This is a genomic window from Providencia sp. AGC89 (genome assembly GCF_053543535.1).
Genome location: NZ_JBIXLP010000020.1, coordinates 1 through 21347, shown reverse-complemented (window position 1 = coordinate 21347; position 21347 = coordinate 1). Strand labels below are relative to the sequence as shown.

Sequence of the window (21347 nt, the reverse complement as noted above, 5' to 3'; positions counted from 1 at the left end):
CGTGCAATGTTGCGTGCTGCTCCCCGCTAAATGGACGCCCGGCTTACATGCCAGAGTAAAATGGGAAAGTTTGGATAAAAGCAAACTGTCCCCCATGCCGAAATTTAGCCAAGTCGAGGCTTATAAGCGTTGGGAAGCCGAACTTGACCAATACAGCACCCAGCATGAAGTCAGCGTGCCTATCCCTGAGTATGACAGTAAAACGGCCTGTGGCTTAGATGTCCATTTTTTACCCTGCAACCAAGTCAAAGTGACCACCTCTTGTTATAGCTACCTTGACCCTGAATATCCGATTCAAGAACCGATTAATATGAAGGAGCCTGCCGTATGTCCGAAATAACCAATGCGCAACCTGTTTGGGGACCGGCGGAGTTCCCCCAAGATGGTCGATTAGAACTTTCGCGCAAACAGCTTACGGCCAACTACCAGCTGCGTAAAAAAGAGCATAATGCCTTTAACCTTGAAAATAACCGCCGCTATAATGCCAATTTAGGGCCAAGCTGCAGCAAAACCTTGCATATCAGTTTCTTTTTTGATGGCACCAACAACAATAAAAAAAATGACCTTGAAATTGCCCAGCCGCCTCACCCCACCAATATTGCCCGGCTTTTTGAGGCCACATACAGTGATGATAAAAAACCTGAAGTTAAAATGCGTGAATATTTTAAATATTATATGCCCGGCGTGGGCACTGCCTTTCCCGAAATTGGTGAATATAATTTTTCCAGTAGTGGGCTAACCTATGCCACTGGGGGTGAAAACCGCATTAATTGGGCCTTATTGATGCTAGTCAATAGCCTGTACCTTTCCGCTGGCCTTGCGGAACTGCCCAATAAACTCCTTAGAGCCTCCTTAGATAAAATGGCCACCGTCTGGCCTTTGGATGGCGCCGCGGGTCGTAAACAAGTAATTGCCGACCTCCTCAACGCCGAAAAAATTGCCGCACTATTAAGCCAAAAACCGAAAGCTTTAGCGATAAAACTGTATGTGTACGGCTTTTCACGGGGGGCAGCAGAAGCACGGGCGTTTATCCATTGGGTGGCGCAACTGTTTGACTTAGATACCCCTAACGGAGCCGAGTTACCCCAACAAACCCTCGCTAGCCTGCCTTTATCCATCGAATTTTTAGGTATTTTAGACACCGTGCCCTCGGTGGGAATTGTGCATTTGGTCCCTGCCTTTACGGGGCATTTTGATTGGGCGAATGACACCCAACAATTACCTGATGAAAAACGCTACCCTGGGTTTGTGCGGTGTTGCCGCCATTTTGTGGCGGCCCACGAACAGCGGTTGTGTTTCCCACTGGACACCGTGCGCCGCCCAGCAATTAAAGACGGTTTTAGCAAAGGGCACCGCGCCTACCCCCCTCATACCCATGAAATGGTTTACCCAGGAATGCACTCTGATGTGGGTGGGGGCTACCCCCTTAATGACCAAGGAAAAGCCCGCGAAGGGGCTGATCACCTATTATCGCAAATTGTCCTCCATGACCTCTATTCTGAGGCCTTTAAGGTGGGCGCCCCCCTGTGCACCACTGTGACCGAAGATGCGCCCCTGAATACCGATAACACCCCGCTGGTTCCCCCAATGGAGCCCAAAGTAGCTCAATTATTCAAAATCAACCCAATTTTAATCGCACGCTTTAATGCTTGGCGTGCCCTTACCCTAGGGCAAAGCAACACAGGGGAAGCCGCCATTGAGTACCAACCCGTCAGCCTTGGTCACCCTTTGGAGGAGATCATCGAACAGCAAATGGCATGGATGACCGCATGGCGTATCGACCGGTATGCCAAAGCGCGCTACCGCAGCCTACCTTTTTACCAACACGCCGAAGAGTGGCCAAAAGACGGTACGGGCGACGGTAAGAATATTAAAGACGAAAAAGCCAAAAGTGCCCAAACGCAAAAAACCAAAAATGACTTGCAGAAACAAGCCAAAGCCATGGGGATGGAAGGGTATTCAGCCCCAGTGACTGATGACAGAGGCAATATTATTACTCACGAAGTCACTGACCCAGAGACAAACGAAAAACGGTTAGAACCGGTGGATTTTGGGTTTGATAACTTAGCCGGCTCGCCGCTTTTTGAAAGCAAACGGGATAAAACCCAAATTGCAGAGGCCGCGACCGAATTTAGGCACGACTATGACGGGAAAATTCGCCAACATACTGGCTCCTTCGACTTCCCTGTTGATACCTTATTTAAATACACCATGTATTTACTCAATTCCGATGACGAACGCCTTGAATATGAGCGCATGAAAGCGTCAGGGGATAAAATCTATGATAACGGCCGCGGTTTCCCCGTCAACCAGCACACGGATATGTCCCTTGTGAGTGCGCTATTTGATGACCAAATCCACGATTCTCGGGCTTGGTTTATGCATTTTGAATTAGGCACCCGTGAGCCTTGGGCGGGATATTTCCGCTATCGAATGATTTATGCGGGTAATGAAACCAATAAATTCCTTTCCCCTATTGCATTCGCAGGGCAACTGATTGGTGTTGCCACCCTTGTGGGGGGCGCCATTTATACCGTTAAACAAAAAGACATCAAAGGGGTGCTGGGGGGGATTAGCGGTACCGTCGGGCTACTTTCATTGGAATATGAGGTGGTTGATATTGCTACTGGCCTAAGCATTCCTTTTATTGATAATGCCTCTGAATTATTTCAGCCAACTCAAGATACCAGTGACGTATTTAAAATTACACAAACTCAAACTGCTTATAACTATTCACAAGGGATCATTGATGTTCTTAGTCAATCCGTTGAACCAAATAAACTATTAAAGGTAGGGTAATTGTAATGAAAAATGTTATTCGTGTTGGTGATACATTAAAGCCTTATGGCGGAAGCGTGCTATCAGGTCAATACCTTGCCTTTGGTAAACCCGTTGCCTGTGTTGGAGATAGCGCGGTATGCAACCGTCATGGGCGCACAACTATCGTGGAAGGGGCATCGGGTTCATCCATGAATGGTAACCCAGTCGCTCTAGATGGGCATCGCTGTGCATGCGGTTGCACGCTGGTCAGCTCACTTTCGATGATGGATATCAAGCCATGAGGATGCCCCCTTACTATCCTGAGCCGCCAAATGTTCCCCCGATTAATTGGAAACGGTGGGGACAAGGTATCCTTATTATCATTTCTATCTTCTTACTCATCACTAATATTTTTTGGCCTAAAAACACACCAAATAAAACCACACTTTTTTGGTTTACTGGTTTTATTCTACCTGTTCTTGTTTATCTACTGATATTTTCTATTTATTACTTTATTTACCAAATACGTATTTATCATAAAAATGTGTATTTTGCAGTCACTGAGAAAGATGAAAATGAATGGTGGGGTTACCAGTCAAAATATTTACCCATTATCGATACTATCATTATTGGTAGCTTAGGTCGCAACCAGATGGATTGGGCAATGTTAATTCGAAATAAAACAGTACCACCATTCCCTAAAATCAACGATAAAACAGAAGTTTTATGCAATCCGCTTTTAATTAGTAATAAAGAAAATAAAGATAAAATGCTGGCTAAATTATTATTCAATGAATTAGATACAAAATACCCCGTCTCTAATTTAAACATCAAACACATTTACTGGTTGGGTTCAGAGTCAGCTCTGAATGTTTTTTCTAATTTAGTTGATCAGCAATATAACACTTCGCCTATTTCTAAAGGTTTTATTCACTCAATTAAAGATATAGACGACATTATCGATAACCATTATGAGCATCACCATAATGATGAAAAGTTAATTATCGCGGGTACCAACCTCAATGATGACCCCAAGCGTGTAGTGCAGTCTGAAAGTGGTTTTCTTTGGTTAATCGGCAATACAGGGAATTATGCGATCCACCGTTGTGAGGCTATTGATTGTGATAATGAACGTGTTTCTGACCTCACATCCCAATTAAAACGCTATGCTGGGTTACCATCAGCCCCCGCCCTCACCATTTCAATGGATCATAAAAGCGCAGAGGCATTTACATCTAGCGACTGGAACAGTGTTGATAATAATCTGTCACCTTACTACGGCGACGTATCCCTCACATCCCCTTTTTTAGCCATCTCACAGGGAGTTTTGCACTGTATACAAAACTCCATCGATTCTTGCGGATGGACCTCAAATATTATCGATAATAAACATTTTGCTGGAGTTATTTCCCGTCATGAAGAAAAATAAAATAGGTAATCCAGTTCCAATAAGTGCACTAATTATTGGCTATTTACTGGTAATTACCGTAATAGTATTTTTGGCAGGTAGTTTTTATTTCTTAATCGGTAACGACTACTTTTTAACACAATATTCTAATAAATCAATTTTTCTATATTCAGTGATTTCTTGGTTAGCTTTATTATTACTGGGGCCAATTTATTTATACTTGACTCATCGAATATCTTTATCATCAATAACACCATTTTTAAATAAATATAAATGGCTAAAAAAATCTAATGATAAAAATACGCCAGATGAACTATCGCAAGCTATGAAAAAAATATACGGCACTTTCTGGCATTCCAAGGTCTCTATCCAGCTCCTCCTCGGCTCCCACTCCGCCGTCGAAAAACTTGCCCCAAGCCTGACGCAAGAAATCTGGCAAGAATGTGATGGCACCCTGCTTATCTACGGTGGCGATATCGGGAGTTCTATCGATTCAGAGCGACTAGAAACCCTCAAACACCTGCGCCGACGTCGTCCGCTCGATGGTGTGATTTGGGTGACGGAAAACAGCATTTCATCCCAGCTTTTAGACAGCAACATTCACTTTACCAACCTGAATGCGGCCACTGCCCACAATGCAGGGCGTGCAATCCAAAACCTCTTTCAAGAACTCGGCTGGCGTGCGCCTGTTTGGGTATGGAGTGTCAGTGACCAACCCTCCCTCAGTGCGGTTGAAACGCCCGCTATCCTCTGCATGACTGAGCAAAATATGCCTGCCGAGGCGCTATCGCCTAGCTTATTAAGCCTGATCCCCGCACTTGTGATCAACGGAACCCAAGCGTTACTGCGCGAACAGAAACACACCTATCTGCTTGCTTTAGCCCAATTTTTACAAAACGGTGGCAGCCAACAGCTCGCGACCGCATTAGCCCCACTCAATACCCCATCACGTACGCTGCCTTTTTCTGGCATCGCATTTAGCCCGTCTATCAATCCGTTAAATCAGCAACGTTTGCCAAATAGTTGGCACCCCGATACCCGCTGGCAAAGCTGGTTAAACGTACAATCTGAACTGGCATCCGGTTTACAGCCGGCCGCTTTAGGCTTTGATAAAAAACGTCTCGTTCAATACGGCGCAGCCACCGCCATGACCTTGTGGGGAGCCGGTATGATTGTCTCTTACTTCGCCAATCGCCAGCTCATCGAAGACAGCTACCAAAGTGCGAGTGTCGCCGCTAACCACCAATTACCGGAAACAGAACGCCTTCAAGCCCAATACGACTTTCAGCAAACTCTGGGGCTGTTAACGCATCGCGAACAGAGCTCCGTCCCTGTTTGGCTGCATTTTGGCTTGAATAGCAATCAGCCATTATTAGCCCATTTATGGCCGCTGTATCAACAAACGGTACTCCCTCCTCTGCAAGATAATCTCCGTCAGCAACTTGAGCAACGGTTACAAGCTTATGCACAATTATCGCCAAATAGTGATGAACGCCGCCAAGCCACCCAAAGTGCGTATCAAGATTTAAAAACTTACCTCATGATGAGTACGCCAGAGCGTATGGAGCCTGCTTTTTTCACCAATCACGTTCTGACTGCCCTTCCTGTCCCGCAAGGAATGAACGAAGGCGAATGGCACACTCTCGGCAAAGAGTTGCTCATGTTCTATGCCCAACAGCTACCGACGCACCCTGAATGGCAATTAAACGCCAACAATAACCTGATTAATCAAAGTCGTACCTTACTCACGCGGCAAATTGGCCAACGCAGCGAAAGTGCCACACTGTATCAAGAAGTGTTACGACAAGCGCAACATCAGTTCCCCGATATGACCTTAGATGATATGACGGGCGATACCGATGCCCACTTTTTATTGACGACAGAAGAGTTTGTACCGGGTATTTTTACCCGCAAAGCGTGGGAAGAATCGATCCAACCCGCCATCAAAAAAGTGGTTGAATCGCGCCGTCATGAAATTGACTGGGTATTGAGTGATAGCCAGCATGAACTTAGCCAAGATATTTCGCCTGATGCGCTCAAACAGCAGCTTACTGAACGCTATTTTGCTGACTTTGCTAATAGCTGGTTAAACTTCCTCAATAGCCTGCAATGGCGCCATACTGAAAGCTTATCCGATACTATCGACCAATTATCCTTAATGAGCGATGTGCGCCAGTCCCCCGTCATTGCACTGCTAAATACCCTCGCCTACCAAGGGAAAACCGGGCGTCAGGCAGAAAAACTGGCCGACTCGTTTGTTAACTCGGCGAAAGAACTGCTCAACAAAGAACAAAAACCCGTGATTAGCCAAAAAGCCGATTTTACGGGACCATTGGAAGACACTTTTGGCCCTGTCCTGAACTTTGTTGACCCTCAAGCCGCCTCACAAACTGGCGATAACCTGAGTTTACAAGCCTATTTAACCCGTATTACTCGTGTGCGCTTAAAACTTCAGCAAGTGGTCAATGCCCCCGACCCGCAAGCCATGTCCCAAACCTTCGCCCAAAGTATTTTAGACGGTAAAAATGTCGATTTTGCCCAAACACGTGACATGGGCAGTTTAATTGCCGCCAGTTTTGGGCAAGAGTGGCAACCTTTTGGCGATGCACTGTTAGTGGAGCCGATGACGCAGGCGTGGCAACAATTGCTCACCCCAACCGCTCAGGGGATCAATAGCGAATGGCAAAATGCCATTGTCAATGAATGGAACAACGCCTTTGGCGGACGCTACCCCTTGAAAGACACGCAAAGTGATATTTCTTTGCCTCTGATGGCGCAGTATCTTCGCCCTGATAACGGACGTATTCAACGTTTCCTAGAAACCCGTCTGCAAGGGGTTTTACGCAAAGAAGGTCATCACTGGGTACCGAATAGTGCTAATGCGCAAGGATTACGCTTTAACCCTGAGTTTATTCAGGCGATGAATACCTTAAGTGAGCTGGGCGATGTGGCCTTCGCCAATGGAGAGGCTCGCCTGTACTTCGAAATGCGCCCGGGAACCAGTAAACAGGTGATGCAGACGGTACTGGTGGTCGATAAGCAAAATCTCACTTACGATAACCAATTCCCTGAGTGGCAACGTTTTGTGTGGCCTGCCGACACTATCGCTTCAGGCGCCTCATTGACTTGGATGACCACCTCCACCGGCACCCGCCTCTATCGAGATCATCGTGGTGTTTGGGGGTTAATCCGCTTACTTGAAGCGGCTCAAGTTACCCCTTATGCAGGAAGCACCAGTAGCTATACCGTGTCGTGGACCACCTCCGATGGCAATACACTCAATTACCAGCTGCGCACCGAAATGGGCCAAGGCCCACTGGCGCTATTAAAACTACGCAACTTTGTGCTACCTGAAAAAATCTTCTTGGATTAGACCCAATAGGACATCACCTATGCCTTTATTAACTGCCTTACGCACAGCCTGTTTTACCGGAAACCCGCTTGCTGCTAATCAATTAGTAGAACAGCAAGTCGTGTTATGGGAACGCTGGCTATTGCCAATTACGGCTGAAAATCCGGTTGGGGAAGACCCCAGCTATGACGATGACTTCGAACGAATGAAAGAAGAAGTCAACAAGTTATCAGGCTCAGATACGGAGTTAATCTGTACGCTCGCCGAAAATCTCTTAACTCATGTATGTAAAGACGCACGCGTGATCACTTACTATGTTTGGGCACGCTTACATCGAGAAGGTGAAACGGGCTTAGCTGATGGATTAGGATTACTGGCAGGATTACTCCATCGTTACCACGATGACCTACTACCAAATCGCCCAAATAGCCGAAAATCAGCCATTGAATGGTTGGCAGGTCAGCGAGTTATCGACAGTTTATCCCTTTATCCTGAAGTTGATAGCAACGAATTTGCACGTATTGTGGCGCTACTGAGTTCGATTGTGGATGAGTTTAGTACATGGGATGAGGCAAACCGCCCTAATCTTGCACCACTACTACGCGCACTAGAAAATCGACTTGCGCAATCTGGCGGTGCGAATAGTGTTGTTCCACAAAATATTAAATCAACAGAAAGTATATCAACGAAGCAAACATCAACCGGTATCAGCCCTATCGCCCCTATTCAGTCTGGTCGAGAATTACTTGACCAAGCCAAAGTGCTCGCCAATTATCTGCGTAATCAGCCTAATGGTTGGTTATCGGGTCATCGGCTGATGAAATCCGTACGTTGGGATACGCTACACCAAGCTCCCCCACAAAATCAGCAAGGTTGTACTCGATTAGCCCCACCACGCTCAGATGCCAAAGCCCAGCTAAAACGTTTATATCTGCAACAAAATTGGCTCGAACTCACTGAACAAGCAGATCGATTGTTTGCAGAAGGGGTTAACCATTTTTGGTTAGATGTGCAATGGTACTTGCACCAAGCATTGAGTAAATCCTCTGCGCCATGGGATGGCTGGGCAGAAGTGATTGCCTCTGATTTAAAGCAGTTCTTACTTCGCTTACCGGGTTTAGAAAATCTCGCTTGGGAAGATGGCACACCTTTCGCAGATGAAGTCACCTTAGCGTGGATCAAACAGCATATTCTGGAAGAGAATATTCAGTCTCTCAATCACATGCCTGTTCAAGGCGCAAGTGACGATGATAACGACTCAATATTCGCGTTAGAACAAGAAGCGTTAACTCAAGCTGACACCGAAGGCGTTGAAGCCGCATTAGCATGGCTAATGTCACGCCCGAATATCCAAACTTCCCGTCAAAAATGGTTACTGCAATTAGTGATGGCAAGAGTGGCTGAACAATTTGCTCGTCATGATTTGGCACTGAATTTACTTCGTGAATTAGACCGTAGTGCTGAACAGATGCGCCTCGCGGATTGGGAACCTCATTCGCTGTTTGAAGTTAAAGCCCGCCAGTTGCAATTGTTACGAGGTAAAACGCAGCGTAATACGCCAGACAAAACTGAACTGCACCATCAAATGTCTGAGTTACTGGCTCAGCTAACTCGATTAGACCCTGTGCGAGCGTTAGTGCTCTATCCCTAAATTAATCAACGAGAACCATACTAATGGATGATTTAACCCTTCGCTATTATGATGCGGAGATGCGATATCTGCGTGAGGCAGCCAAAGAGTTCGCTCAAGCTCACCCCGATCGAGCAGCATTATTAGATTTAGACAAAGCGGGCATTCCTGACCCTTTTGTAGAACGGCTTTTTGAAGGTTTTGCCTTCTCCATGGGGCAATTGCGCCAAAAAATTGATGATGATTTACCCGAGTTAACAGAAGGATTAGTCAGCCTACTTTGGCCTCATTACCTACAAACCATTCCCTCACTTTCTGTTGTTGAACTCGCGCCGGATATTCATGATATGAAAATCTCATCAGTGATCCCCGCTAACTTTGAAGTACTTTCACGCCCTATTGGACCTAAAAAGACCGTCTGCCGCTATCGCACAACTCGAGACTTAACACTCAACCCCATTGTGCTATCAACGGTTAATTTAACCACAGAGCCTGATGGCCGTTCCGTAATTCGCTTGCAGTTCGATTGTGCGAAGCTTGCTGACTGGAAACAAATCTCACTTAATGCTCTCTCCTTTTATCTGGCTGGTGATGTTCCAACTACCTATGCACTACATTTAGCGCTGACTAAGCAAGTTGCAGCCACCTATATTCGGCTGCCATCGTCCCCTGACCGTATTCGTTTACCACTTTGGTTTTCCCCTGGTGGATTTGCTGAAGAAGACCAACTGTGGCCTAAAGGAGATAGCACCTTCAGCGGCTACCAACTATTACTGGAGTATTTTTCTTTTCGTGAAAAGTTTTTCTTCGTCAACTTAAACGGACTTGATGAGATTCAATTACCCGAAGGATTAAGTCATTTTGAGCTAGAAATTGTGCTTGATACGCTCTGGGACAGCGATATTCCATTAAGTACTGATAACCTAAAACTACACAGTGTCCCAGTGATCAACTTATTCAACATTGAAGCTGACCCACTTACTGTTAATGGGTTAGAAAGTGAATATTTACTGCGCCCTCGGCGCTTACAAGATGGACACACCGAAATTTATGCGGTCGATACAGTTCATGGTACGCGACGCGATGAACAAATTCACTATGTGCCATTCAGTAGTTTTCGCCACCGAGGCGGAATGCTCCGCCACAATGCCCCTGAACATTACTATCACACACGAATTAAACGTGGTGTCAGCGGCCTACATGATACATGGCTAATTTTAGGGGGAGAGCACGAGCAACCAACCGCATCTCTTGAAAGTGAAACGCTATCTCTACAATTAACCGGGACTAACGGGCAGCTCCCTCGCAAAGCGTTACAAAGTACATTGCTGGACAGAACTGAAGAGACCTTGCAGACACAGTTACGGGTTCGTAACTTATGCAAACCTACGCTACCTTGCTACCCTCCTGCTGAAGATAGATTTCATTGGCGCGTACTCAGCCACCTTGGTGCCAGCTTCCTGAATATGATGGATAACGTAGAGGTATTACGAGGAACGCTAGCACTTTATGACTGGCGGGAAGATGACCTGAACAGCCGCAAACTCGATGCCATGATCCACGTTGAGCAACACCTTATCGAACGCTTTGAAAAAGGCTTTTTACAGCGAGGCATTGCCATCGACATTACCCTCGATAGCCACGGCTTTAACGGTGAGGGCGACATTCATCTATTTGGCGAAATGCTCAACCGTTTTTTTGCCCTCTATACCGATGTACATCTGTTTAACCAATTGACTTTACATATTTTACCGACAGGAAATAGCCTTACATGGACCGAAAATCATCCTCAGTAAATCCGCTTTTTGATGCGCTTGGGGAGCGTCTTCCGCTGGTAAACTTCTATCGGTTTTGCCAGCTGCTAGAACAAAGTAATGCACAGAGCCCGCCGCTCGGTAGTACCCAAGACCCCAAAACAGACGCTATTCGTTTTCGCCCCCACCGTGGAATGGGCTTTCCCGTCACCGAAATTAAAGGGTTGGATATTGACGATAGATACCGTGATAGCACAACCCCTAGCATTCGAACCACTTTTTTAGGGTTATATGGTGTCACTTCTCCACTACCGACAACCTACCTTGATGATATTGCACAGCGACGAGAAGGAACCGAGTCTCTTACCGATTTTTTAGATATTTTTAACCACCGACTGACGACGCAGTTTTATCGTATTTGGCGAAAATACTCTTATCCAGCAACATTTTCAGCAGGGGGGAAAGACGAAACGTCACAATATTTATATGGGTTAATTGGCTTAGGTATACCTGGCACGGCGCAACATATACAAGCGCCGCTATCCCGATTTCTCGCATTACTAGGTACGCTACGTTTTCCGACTCGTACCGCCGAAGGGGTTATATCTTTAGTCAAATTACTGGCGCCTGATACGCAAGTTAAAATCAAGTCCCATGACCCAAGACGCATCGAGCAAGTCACTCAAACAGGGTTATCCTGCAGAACACCGATGACATTAGCCAACAAACCCGTATTAGGTCAGTACGCCACCGATGTTAATAGCCAAATTTTGATTATCTTACAAACCAATAACCTTGAAGAAGCTCGGAACTGGTTGCCTGATGGGTTGCTGTATCAAGATTTAATGGCGCTATTGCATGTTTATCTCGGATCACGCGTCAATGCTCGCCTTAACTTAAAGTTACCAAGAAAGTTACTACCCAATGCAGCGTTAAGCACCCAATCACATCAAGGTGTTCAATTGGGTCGTACCGCAGCAATGGGAACACTCAGCCCACAAACTGTGCGCCAAGAACATATTATCACGTTAAATTTAGGGCGTTACCAACGATTAACGACGTCATCACAGAATACGTCTCCCCAACATTATGCTAATTATCGATTTTAATTTTGAGAATCATTTATGAAACAACTACCTTTATTACCATTTTGTGGCAAAACGTTAGTGCTCCTCTGCGCACTAAATCTATCGGGCTGTGGCCTTACTCAGATGGTCGGTGATGGTACTCGCAATGTTGCAAGCTCCATCTTTTATAAACAAGTGAAAGTCGTACACTTAGATTTTGTCGCACGTGAAGCATTAAATACCGATGATACTGGCGCATCGTTATCAACAATTATCCGTGTTTACCAACTAAAAAACTTTGAAAGCTTTGTAGAAAGCGACTATGCCACTCTTTTCGCTAAAGATAGCCAAGTACTCAAATCCTCGTTAGTCGCACAAAAAGACCTACGAATTCGCCCAGGAGAATCAATTTCGCTTGATATGCCTCTCGAAGAAGGGGCTGAATTTGTTGCTATCGCCGTGATGTTTCACGACCCAGACCTTATCACCGATAATTGGCGTGTGGTGATCCCCAAAAAACGCTTATTACCTGATGACCCACGTTTATTAACTCTCACAGATAACGCTATGACACTAAAACCACTGGGAGAAAAATAACATGTCCCAGCCTTCGTTATATGAAATGTTGACGGGGTATTTTGCTGGAGGATTAAATATTGATGATATTCCAGAACATGACCAAGTGATAGTTTCCGTCATGGACAATATTCGCCGTATTCTCAGCGCCAGAGCGGGGAGCATCGAACATATTCCGGATTATGGGCTTCCCGATATGAGTAAAATGATCCAAGGTCTCCCCGGCACTGCTCACAATATGATGACCATTTTATCGGCAACATTGCTCAAGTATGAGCCCCGCATCAAATCTCTCTCTTTAGTGTTATTACCGCAAAATAGCTTTGGGACACTCCATTATGCCCTTGAGGTTGAATTACACGAACAAGGTTTGATCCGCTATGGCACTGAATTTATGCCTGATGGTCGCATTTTATTGCATCATCTAAAAAAACAATTCGATACGATTTAAACCGACAATTGCTTGAGACAATTATGAACCCAGATTTAAATACATTACGCCTTGGCGGCGACCCTCGCACACTGGCTGATTTTGCAGCCCTTAAAGACGAATTAAACAAACGCTTCCACCCTGCACGCCCTGATGTTGACTGGGCTCGAGCCCATGGCTTATGTTTATCCTTATTTAATCAAAATGGTGCAGACCTACAAACTTGTGCATGGTTTACCCTGATCCGCCAGCATCAAAATGGCATAGCGGGATTAAATGAAGGGTTATCGTTGCTCCAGCATTTACTCAGTCACCACTGGCAAGGGCTTTGGCCCCAACAGACCCATGCTCGCGTCGAAATTATCGCCACATTAAGCCAACAATTGGTGACAGGATTACGTGCACATGCTCCCATTTATGCCGATCTTCCTGCCCTTTACCAAACTGAAACCAAGCTTAGTCAAATTGCACAACAGTTACAAACATTAGAGCTCAAACACCTGACTCAGCTAGAGCGCTTACAAAATTTACTTGCATCTCAGGCAAGGCAATTAGAGAGTACAGATGCTCCAGATAGCGGTTTTATTCCGCCTACACCACCGCAACTTCCGAAAACTTCGCCATCGACATTTCAAGCTCGTACTGCAGTCCCCCCAATTTCCATCAAAGCCAATGCCACCATCAGCACTCCAGCACCTACTCAACCTTCTTACCGCAAAGGCATTTGTGTCGGTCTAGCTTTAGGTATTGTACTCACAGGAGCGATATGTGCAGGAACCTTGTATGCATTACACCCACAAATCAATAATCATGCTTTAGCACAGGTACTTCCACAATTACCTGAATTTACACCAAATATTGCAGCAATAATTGAGCAGCAATTACAACCGAACCCAACTCAATCTAGCCGTATTTCTGCTGAAAAACTCAATGTGATTGATAACTACCTTGTGGAATTAGAGTCTATATCCCCTATTTGGGCTCAGCAATATGGGATTAGTATGGCGAATTACCTCACCAAACATTATGGGGAACGACAAGAAATAACAGCGTTTAACGATAAATGGCAGCAAAATATGCAAATTAATGCGTCATCTAACGATAAACTACAACAATGGTCTGAAGGTATGACGTTATTAAATAACCTAAGTACGCGCTTAGATAGCCTTGATGGGAAACCCCGCAGCTATATAACAGGCTCTGAGCTAAAAACGATTATTTTTAATGCACGTCAACATTTTAATCAAGGTATGCCACTTGAGGAAGAACTACGCCAACTAGAGCAATTACAGGCGCAAGGCACCGTACCTGAATCAGAATATCAACGTATCGATACCCACTTTAAGCAACTACTGAATCGATATGCATTGATTCAACAAAATAAATAACACCACCAGCCCCGAAATTCTCGCTCTTAGTTAAAGAAAAAAGAAAGGGATTACATTGACTTTTTGAAAGTAAGTGGCATGGTTTGAGCTTTAAATAAGGGATGGATAAAGAAAGACATGTTTTAAAATATGTTTCAGTTTGGTTAATTGCGCCCGCTTTCTCTGCTTTTCTGGCTTCACTTGGATTAATACCATTGGCAACCTGTTTTCGTGCTTCGTCTCTTTTCGCTCTTGCTTCATTAAGCGTGACGACAGGATAGATACCTAACGATATCATTTTAGTTTTGCCAGCGAATTGATACCGATAACGCCAACCTTTGGAACCGTTAGTTTCAGCTAATAAAGCTAGCCCGTTACCGTCCGCCAGCGTGTCGGTTTTTTCTTTTAGCTTGGCACGCTTGATTGCCATATCTGTTAGCTTTATAAATCACCAATATTGTATAGGAAAATTGTAAAGGGAATTTCTATACAAAAACTAGGCAACAAATTGTAAGGATTTAGAAAGATGATAGTAGGCTTCGATAGAGTGAGATTTCGCTGGAATGCTTGATTTACTTGGGATTGGAAGACTTTGGAAGACGTTACTAGAAGTGAAGATGGCGGAGGAGAGAACCATACATAGCAATCAATATATTGATAATAAATAATTATTTAAATTCTAACTTTATAGATACCCCCAAATGTACCCCCTAATATTTTTGTCATGCCTGTTTTGAGGTGATTTTTAATATCAAGGTTAGCCCTACACTTTCCAATAACATCATTGCAAAAATATCATCAATGAAAACTTTATTGCAGATAATGAAACACCAACCAGAAATAACCCTCCCAGTGTTTTTCACGACTCCGTTTCAAACGGAACCGTGAAATTAACACTAATGTGATTTCAAATGACAGCAGTGATTAATTTGTAAGCTTTCACATGATCAGTATTAGGGTAAAAATAAAGCTAGATAGGCTATCCAAAAACAAAGATTGGATAGTTAAGATAAATTAACCTGTGAAGTTATTTTTAAAGTCTTCAAAGCTAAAATGTTTTAGTTTTGAACTACCTTGAGATTCTATACATGCCAGCAAATTCCTATCTTTGTCCCATAACTTATTATCATTAAAGTTTAGCCCTTCTAATTTTTCCAATCTATTTCTACAATCAATAAATGAATTTTTAAAATTATCACATGATGTAATTTGAGCACAAAAACAGTTATATATCAATTGCTTTGTTTTATTGCATGCGTATGCCAGCTCCTCTTCAAAATTATTATTTTGTTGTAAAATGTAAGTTTTCGAAGAATATTTTGTTATAATATTTATGTTCTTTAAAAAATTATCTATATTTTCTGTTCTATCGATGTCATAAACAATAAAAACATTTGATTTTTTTGGCTCCAATGTAGTTAATAAGACCTTTAACTTTCTCTCTGTTATGTTCCATAAATTTATTATTCTTATATTTTTAACTGTAAAATTATACTTTCTCTTTAAATCTTTTATCAGGATATCTTCCGTTTCACCTTCAACAAAAAAATATATAAGAGGACTTTTTTTCACTCTTAGTCCTCCAAAAGAAGTTCTAATAAAAGGGTACTGTCTGGGTCAGTTTCAAAATAATTACTTCTAACTAAACCTTTCAATGACCTATCATTCTTTTTAGCAAGAGATACCGCATCAATAAACTCGGTTTCACCCATTTCATTTTTTTTCGTAAATGTATAGTTGTGTGGAGGTAATTTCAAATCTAAAACATCATAATTATGAGTTGTATAAAATAGCTGACCATACCTAGGCAATTTATCAATAAGTAAAGTAAGAACCATCTTTTCTAATTCTGAGTGGCAATACGCCATCTTCTCATCAAGAAAATAAGTTGAATTTACGAACGATTTGTTATTATTTTCTAGTTCTCGATCAGAAATTATTCTCGATAATAAGTGTGCGACTTTAATTGACTCGAATGTCCCTCTTGAGAATCTATTCATGTCAGTAGTTTTCCCATCCTTACCAATTAATGGAGAATCCCCATTATTGAAACGAACAGCAAATCCATTGATGTTATGCTCATCTTCATTAGACGTTAAATTAACAACACTCTTAATTGATGTGTCAAATGTTTTTAATATCTTGGATAAAATATCAAAATCAAGGTCATTCAGCGTAGTTGTAGCTTCGTCATTCTCCGAGAATATATAATGCCACCCACCATAGAAATATTCTTTCGTAAAGCTCTCATATGCGGAACTAACCCCTAATATATCACTATCAAGGTAGTACGATTTAATAGAATCTGAAACTCCACAGTCAAATAACTCATCTAACCTTCCTGTTGCGACTCTGCAACTATCATCTTTTCTAATATAAATTCTGCCGTATTTTATTCTAGAGATAATTTGAGTGTTGTTTTTTTCTTCTATCTCTAAATGAAGTCGGTGTAATAAGAAGTCATCAGGCGTAACAAAATCGACAATAATTTGTCCAGATTTAGATTTATCACAAATAGATAAATATTCAGAACTAAGCTGCTTTCTTGAGGTGAAAATCTGTATACCCAGTAAAATTTTCCCTAACGACGTCTTACCCGTTGCGTTCGCGCCGGAAATCAGGCATGCCTTTTTGAAGTAAAACTTGTCCCTCCCGTCTAAATATTCATCAACCATCATACCTGAATCAACAGGAGGCCGAATAAAACTTAGCAAAAGATTACTATTTTTGAAGGAATAAAGATTGTCTATATGTAAATTAGTAAATATCATTTTTTTCCACCTTATGGAAATTATACCTTGATGATATTTTCATTCCCTACAGTAGTCAAATATATTAGTATTAAATCGCACCATTTGTTGATATTAATTCTCACTATCATCTTTAATGGGTACGGGCTACGCTTGTCACTCTCAGACTGAATAGTCATTGTGGCCATAACTTTACCTGTCGCTGTTTTAACTCGCTCAGGGGCTTTTATTACCGTTCCTGATGTGGTGATCCTGATTGGTTTTGCTTTTTTTCATTTCTGGTTTATTCATCTTGATACCATCACAATATAAGCTATTGATTAAAATAAAATGCTGGTGGAATTCTGGATATATAGATAATAACTCTAATTATCAGGGTGATCTAAACGTTAATTTACCCATGATGATACGGGATAATCCCGTATGTAGATATAAGTTGTTGATTATACTTAATTCCGTTAAATCGACGGAATCAAAATATAACTAATTGATAACGTTTAATTCTATCATAAAACCAGATTAACGCTCATTGGTCATCGTTTCAGTGACCAATGGTAAGGGGTGACAATACATTGTTTTCATTACAAGAGGTCACAGCGACCACCTGAAACTTTGTAGTAACCTTATGGTTAATACCTTACCGTAACCTTACCGTTATCGGCTTAATCCTCCCCGTAACATCCCCGTTTAACCTTGCCGTAATCTTGCCGTAGTTCGTTGTTATAGCTAACTATCTTTCTCTCATTAGTGAGAGCAACATCAATTTTTAAATTTTGCGGTAACGTTTATTTTGTTATCCTCACTGATGAGGGTAACATAGTTTAACTTATTGATTTTTATTCAGAGTGCTTATTTGCATTGTGGGATTAATCCCCAGAGGACAAATTTGTCCTGTGGTTACTTTTATCTCATGGCCATGATTAGAATATTGCCAGCCAGTGACGAGCCTCCGATTTCAGAGCCTCTTAGTGCTACAATAACTAATACTAAATTTGTTGGGGTTAATTTATGTCACACAATAGTTCTAGGGCGAAAGTTATTAATCCTGAATTACCTTTAAACCAAAGAGCTTCAAATGCTAGAAGCTGCGCTAATCATGTCGCATTAAGGCTCGGGATAACCAGAGTAGAGTTGTTTGCTCTTATTAAAAGCTCTACAAGCGTCGATATGGAACAGCCCAAAAATGAAGAAGAACTGATGAGAGCATTTCACTACTTTGAGCAACTATAACCTATCGTTTTGGTGCTGGCTTAGTCCACTGGTAGGTTAGTGCTGTCATTCTCCGTCTGTGACGTTCTTTAGCCTGTATTGTCTGCGCTACGCCTGTTCTAATCGCCAGCCTATCGCATCCATTGAGTGATTGACCTTGCTGGTGGGCTAACTCCATCATAACTGCTTCTATCGCTTCACGTTGTAACATGGCTATACCTCAAAGGTGTTGTGATTATCGCTATACCTTGATTGTGCTGATTGAAATAACCAAAGGACGGTCTCGATAAAATCAAATAGTTAACGATACGAATAATATCATTTCGCTACATACCTACTGCGTACCATTTAATTTTTAACGGGGTTTAGAAATTTATTCGTCGTGATGTCAGGTTTTGTCAGGTTCTAATGTCAACTTTTGACAATAATTTCGGCTGTATTATCGCCCTGTTCTTTCGTGCTATCAGGACACTGTGAAAAGAGTTGCTTTAGTTCTTCGCTTGCTGGGAAAGTATAGCCAGTGCGCTTATGTAGTTGTTCCGCTATTTTATCGGCTGTACCATCTGGTTTAGTTCCTGCTATCTCATCCATAATAGCTTTTATCACCATAGAATCGGCATTTTCGCCCGTAACACCATATTGCTTAATCATCGTTTTAATCTGTTTAATTCTAACCTTCGTGCTCATAAGTTCGCCTCTCGTCATCTTCTGAGTATATTTCTGTTACTGATTCCCTTGTTTTAATGTCGTAAAGCGTATGGCCTGAATAGAACAGCTCTCCCGTATCTTGATTTTTTTCAACCGCCATTAGCTTAATCGCCGTAATCCTATCATCAGGCTTAATAGCTGATATTTGCTCTCGGATTTGCTTTAACGTGTTACGAATTGTCATTTTTAATTTCTTCCATAGCTTCTTTTAGTGCCTCAACTTCACGTTGTAAGCTCTCGACCTCGATAATCTTAGAGGCATCAGCAATACCTTTTAAAATCACGGTTCCCACATCTGGCGGGACTAGCCCCTGACTGATAGCCGATACAACGCTCAAAGCTGCGCTTGATAAGTCTGTAGTGTCACAAAGGAATTCGACAGGCTGAATAGTGGATTTTGAAACGGGGTCGCAACGGTCAGCCCATATCTTTAGGCAAGTAGCATCACCGCTTTCAATGCCAGCAAGAATTGATTTAATCGCTTGCGGGGTCATATCCATGAGGTTACGCCTTATTTCTGCGCCTTTGCCCGGCCTACCTGATGGATTGCCAGATTGTCCTTTTTGCCACCTTGTAGGGTGCTTACTCATTTACTTACCTCTTACGATAAGCCATCCAGAAAGTAACTCACCGAACGGCATTAACTTGTTTTTCCATTTGATTGAGTGCGGTATCTACTAAACTTCTGGCGATCGCGTTAATTGTTGGGGCTAGATTCAGTGGTGACTTATCTTTCTCGGCATCCTGAATAGCTCGGATTCTCTCCATCTGCGCCATCGTTAACATTACAGGTTTAAAGTTAGGGTTATAGGCCATAAAGATTACCTCTCATTTAATATTTCAGTATTTGCAATAATTATATTTATTATCCCAATTATAGCAACGCCATGAGGAGTAAACGTTTGATACCTATTCTTTCTTTAGATATATCACCGTGGTTTATTCCAGTACCATTTTGGTACGTTATTACTGCGATTCTTTTTGAAATCAAAATAGCTACACCGTGATTTTCGAGTGGTTAGCTGTACTGGCTAATATTTAGCTACTTTGGCTAAAGTCACTAATTTGTGGTTTTTATATGAGAGCTTCATTTCAAGCCGTCCTCAATGCCAAGGGCAGCATTTCAACTGTTACCCCTTCCGACTATGGCCATAATCACAATCGTTACCTCTCCTCAATTTTGAGGGCGCTGTTTCTATTGATAAATATAGGCTCAAAAATGAGCCAATTGATTCTATTGGTAAAATTAGAATGTGCTCAAATTTGAGCTTTGCCATGTATTCAGTCAGTTACAAGGCGCAATAATACGCTTTGCTTGTTTTACAGTAAGTTACCCTAACTTTAAGTTATAGAATTACTCGTTAAATCCACCAGCAATTTTATATTTTCTAATCTGTATAACGGTGTTATACGCTGATATAATAAGCACTCACTGAGCTAATAACGGACTATTATCATGAGTAAATCTAATCTTATTGCCTTTCGCCTACCTGCTGAGCTGCAAGCCCTGTTTAATGATGCTGTATCGAACTCTGGTACCGATAAAACAGCGTGGATAGTCTCAGCTATCAAAGAGAAGTTAAACCGCCCAGACAGGAATCCTGACACTCGTATGTTATCGCTGGTGGAACGCCTAGAATCGTCTGTAGCGTCGTTAATTGCTGGTAAGGCAGATATCCCACCGTATACCTATAATGAGTCTGCTGTCGTTTCTGTGGTTAATTTAGTGTTATCAGAGGGCATAGATAACGGGCGCATTATCGCTGAACGAATTAACGAGGCTGGTTATCAAACTAAAGGCGGTAAAGCGTGGGATAAGGATATTTATTCAGCGTGGAAGCGTCACAAGGATATTTCAGGGAAATTAAGTTCATTTATCAGCACACTTGGGTCATGTATTCAATCCGGTGATTAACCTGTAATATAGGGTAATTTATCGGAGAATATTCATGGCTAAAGTCGATGTAAGGTGCCCATTTTGTCAACAAACGCTCCCAGTGAAAAAACATGGATTAGGTAGCACTGGTCATCAACGTTATCGTTGCCAAGATTGCTGCCGAAGCTTCCAACTCGATTATAAATATCGTGCTTGCCAACCCGGAACTAAAGATAAAATTATCGACCTCACGATGAATAATGCCGGTATTCGTGATACTGCTAGGGCCCTTCATATCAGCATTAATGCGGTTGTTCGTACTTTAAAAAACTCTCGCCGAAGCAGGTAACGTCTTTACCGCTTGATAATTTGCACATTGAACTCCTTTGTGAAGTCGATGAACAGTGGTCTTTTGTGGCTAATAAGAAACAACAACGCTGGCTTTGGTATGCCTGGGAAC

At 42.6% G+C, this 21347-nt stretch carries 21 protein-coding genes and 2 pseudogenes; 15 read left to right on the top strand and 8 right to left on the bottom strand.

Annotated features, from left to right (window positions below):
- The 11 genes from ACIPUA_RS06380 to ACIPUA_RS06330 all read left to right on the top strand — a co-directional run.
- Positions 1 to 340 (top strand): DUF3304 domain-containing protein (locus tag ACIPUA_RS06380; RefSeq protein WP_449059436.1); only part of this gene is annotated, 340 nt, incomplete at its 5' end.
- The gene (locus tag ACIPUA_RS06375) at positions 328 to 2799 is read left to right on the top strand and encodes a T6SS phospholipase effector Tle1-like catalytic domain-containing protein (RefSeq protein ID WP_449059435.1); all 2472 of its coding nucleotides are present in this window, start codon (positions 328 to 330) and stop codon (positions 2797 to 2799) included. The genes ACIPUA_RS06380 and ACIPUA_RS06375, both read left to right, overlap by 13 nt.
- A gap of 5 nt (positions 2800 to 2804) precedes the next feature.
- A complete protein-coding gene (locus ACIPUA_RS06370; RefSeq protein ID WP_166686770.1) occupies positions 2805 to 3062 on the top strand; it encodes a PAAR domain-containing protein in 258 nt (85 codons plus the stop codon).
- On the top strand, positions 3059 to 4189 hold the full coding sequence (locus ACIPUA_RS06365) for a hypothetical protein (protein WP_210845951.1): 1131 nt from the start codon (positions 3059 to 3061) through the stop codon (positions 4187 to 4189). The genes ACIPUA_RS06370 and ACIPUA_RS06365 overlap by 4 nt, the downstream gene beginning before the upstream one ends.
- Positions 4176 to 7541, top strand: coding sequence for an ImcF-related family protein (locus ACIPUA_RS06360; RefSeq protein ID WP_449059434.1), 3366 nt, complete (start codon positions 4176 to 4178; stop codon positions 7539 to 7541). The genes ACIPUA_RS06365 and ACIPUA_RS06360 overlap by 14 nt, the downstream gene beginning before the upstream one ends.
- Before the next feature lie 19 nt (positions 7542 to 7560).
- Positions 7561 to 9171 (top strand): type VI secretion system protein TssA, encoded by a 1611-nt coding sequence (gene tssA, locus ACIPUA_RS06355; RefSeq protein ID WP_071547908.1) that lies wholly within the window; start codon positions 7561 to 7563, stop codon positions 9169 to 9171.
- A 23-nt stretch (positions 9172 to 9194) separates the two neighbouring features.
- On the top strand, positions 9195 to 10946 hold the full coding sequence (gene tssF / locus ACIPUA_RS06350; protein WP_048606626.1) for a type VI secretion system baseplate subunit TssF: 1752 nt from the start codon (positions 9195 to 9197) through the stop codon (positions 10944 to 10946).
- Complete coding sequence (gene tssG / locus ACIPUA_RS06345; RefSeq protein WP_048606625.1) at positions 10922 to 12013, top strand: type VI secretion system baseplate subunit TssG; 1092 nt, start codon at positions 10922 to 10924, stop codon at positions 12011 to 12013. The genes tssF and tssG overlap by 25 nt, the downstream gene beginning before the upstream one ends.
- 15 nt (positions 12014 to 12028) lie before the next feature.
- Complete coding sequence (gene tssJ, locus ACIPUA_RS06340; protein WP_042846428.1) at positions 12029 to 12568, top strand: type VI secretion system lipoprotein TssJ; 540 nt, start codon at positions 12029 to 12031, stop codon at positions 12566 to 12568.
- A 1-nt stretch (position 12569) separates the two neighbouring features.
- Positions 12570 to 12998 (top strand): type VI secretion system baseplate subunit TssE, encoded by a 429-nt coding sequence (gene tssE, locus ACIPUA_RS06335; RefSeq protein ID WP_042846429.1) that lies wholly within the window; start codon positions 12570 to 12572, stop codon positions 12996 to 12998.
- Positions 12999 to 13021: 23 nt separating this feature from the next.
- The gene (locus tag ACIPUA_RS06330; protein WP_131680705.1) at positions 13022 to 14365 is read left to right on the top strand and encodes a VasL domain-containing protein; all 1344 of its coding nucleotides are present in this window, start codon (positions 13022 to 13024) and stop codon (positions 14363 to 14365) included.
- 121 nt (positions 14366 to 14486) lie between these two features.
- Here ACIPUA_RS06330 and ACIPUA_RS06325 read toward each other — a convergent pair.
- The 3 genes and pseudogenes from ACIPUA_RS06325 to ACIPUA_RS06315 all read right to left on the bottom strand — a co-directional run.
- Positions 14487 to 14789: pseudogene (locus ACIPUA_RS06325) on the bottom strand (Arm DNA-binding domain-containing protein); the annotation flags it as partial.
- A gap of 569 nt (positions 14790 to 15358) precedes the next feature.
- A complete protein-coding gene (locus ACIPUA_RS06320) occupies positions 15359 to 15916 on the bottom strand; it encodes a hypothetical protein (protein WP_369106241.1) in 558 nt (185 codons plus the stop codon).
- Between the two features lie 2 nt (positions 15917 to 15918).
- A complete protein-coding gene (locus tag ACIPUA_RS06315) occupies positions 15919 to 17115 on the bottom strand; it encodes a hypothetical protein (RefSeq protein WP_369106240.1) in 1197 nt (398 codons plus the stop codon).
- Between the two features lie 159 nt (positions 17116 to 17274).
- Here ACIPUA_RS06315 and ACIPUA_RS06310 point away from each other — a divergent pair, with 159 nt between their 5' ends.
- Both ACIPUA_RS06310 and ACIPUA_RS06305 read left to right on the top strand, forming a co-directional pair.
- A complete protein-coding gene (locus ACIPUA_RS06310) occupies positions 17275 to 17406 on the top strand; it encodes a hypothetical protein (protein WP_369106239.1) in 132 nt (43 codons plus the stop codon).
- 696 nt (positions 17407 to 18102) lie between these two features.
- Positions 18103 to 18324, top strand: a complete 222-nt coding sequence (locus tag ACIPUA_RS06305) for a hypothetical protein (protein ID WP_273837679.1) — start codon at positions 18103 to 18105, stop codon at positions 18322 to 18324.
- Between the two features lies 1 nt (position 18325).
- On the opposite strand, the gene ACIPUA_RS06300 is transcribed toward ACIPUA_RS06305, so the two are convergent.
- The 5 genes from ACIPUA_RS06300 to ACIPUA_RS06280 all read right to left on the bottom strand — a co-directional run bounded on the left by ACIPUA_RS06300 (position 18326) and on the right by ACIPUA_RS06280 (position 19827).
- Positions 18326 to 18514, bottom strand: a complete 189-nt coding sequence (locus tag ACIPUA_RS06300) for a hypothetical protein (RefSeq protein ID WP_369106238.1) — start codon at positions 18512 to 18514, stop codon at positions 18326 to 18328.
- Between the two features lie 200 nt (positions 18515 to 18714).
- Positions 18715 to 18990: a hypothetical protein gene (locus ACIPUA_RS06295; protein WP_273837675.1), complete on the bottom strand. Its 276-nt coding sequence runs from the start codon at positions 18988 to 18990 to the stop codon at positions 18715 to 18717.
- A complete protein-coding gene (locus tag ACIPUA_RS06290) occupies positions 18974 to 19195 on the bottom strand; it encodes a hypothetical protein (RefSeq protein WP_369106237.1) in 222 nt (73 codons plus the stop codon). The genes ACIPUA_RS06295 and ACIPUA_RS06290 overlap by 17 nt, the downstream gene beginning before the upstream one ends.
- Positions 19182 to 19601 (bottom strand): DUF5681 domain-containing protein, encoded by a 420-nt coding sequence (locus ACIPUA_RS06285; protein ID WP_004266228.1) that lies wholly within the window; start codon positions 19599 to 19601, stop codon positions 19182 to 19184. The genes ACIPUA_RS06290 and ACIPUA_RS06285 overlap by 14 nt, the downstream gene beginning before the upstream one ends.
- Positions 19602 to 19638: 37 nt before the next feature.
- Positions 19639 to 19827, bottom strand: coding sequence for a hypothetical protein (locus ACIPUA_RS06280; protein WP_004266229.1), 189 nt, complete (start codon positions 19825 to 19827; stop codon positions 19639 to 19641).
- A 640-nt stretch (positions 19828 to 20467) separates the two neighbouring features.
- Here ACIPUA_RS06280 and ACIPUA_RS06275 point away from each other — a divergent pair.
- Both ACIPUA_RS06275 and ACIPUA_RS06270 read left to right on the top strand, forming a co-directional pair.
- Positions 20468 to 20926: a hypothetical protein gene (locus ACIPUA_RS06275; RefSeq protein WP_449059433.1), complete on the top strand. Its 459-nt coding sequence runs from the start codon at positions 20468 to 20470 to the stop codon at positions 20924 to 20926.
- A 34-nt stretch (positions 20927 to 20960) separates the two neighbouring features.
- Positions 20961 to 21347 (top strand): annotated as a pseudogene (locus ACIPUA_RS06270) (IS1 family transposase); the annotation flags it as partial.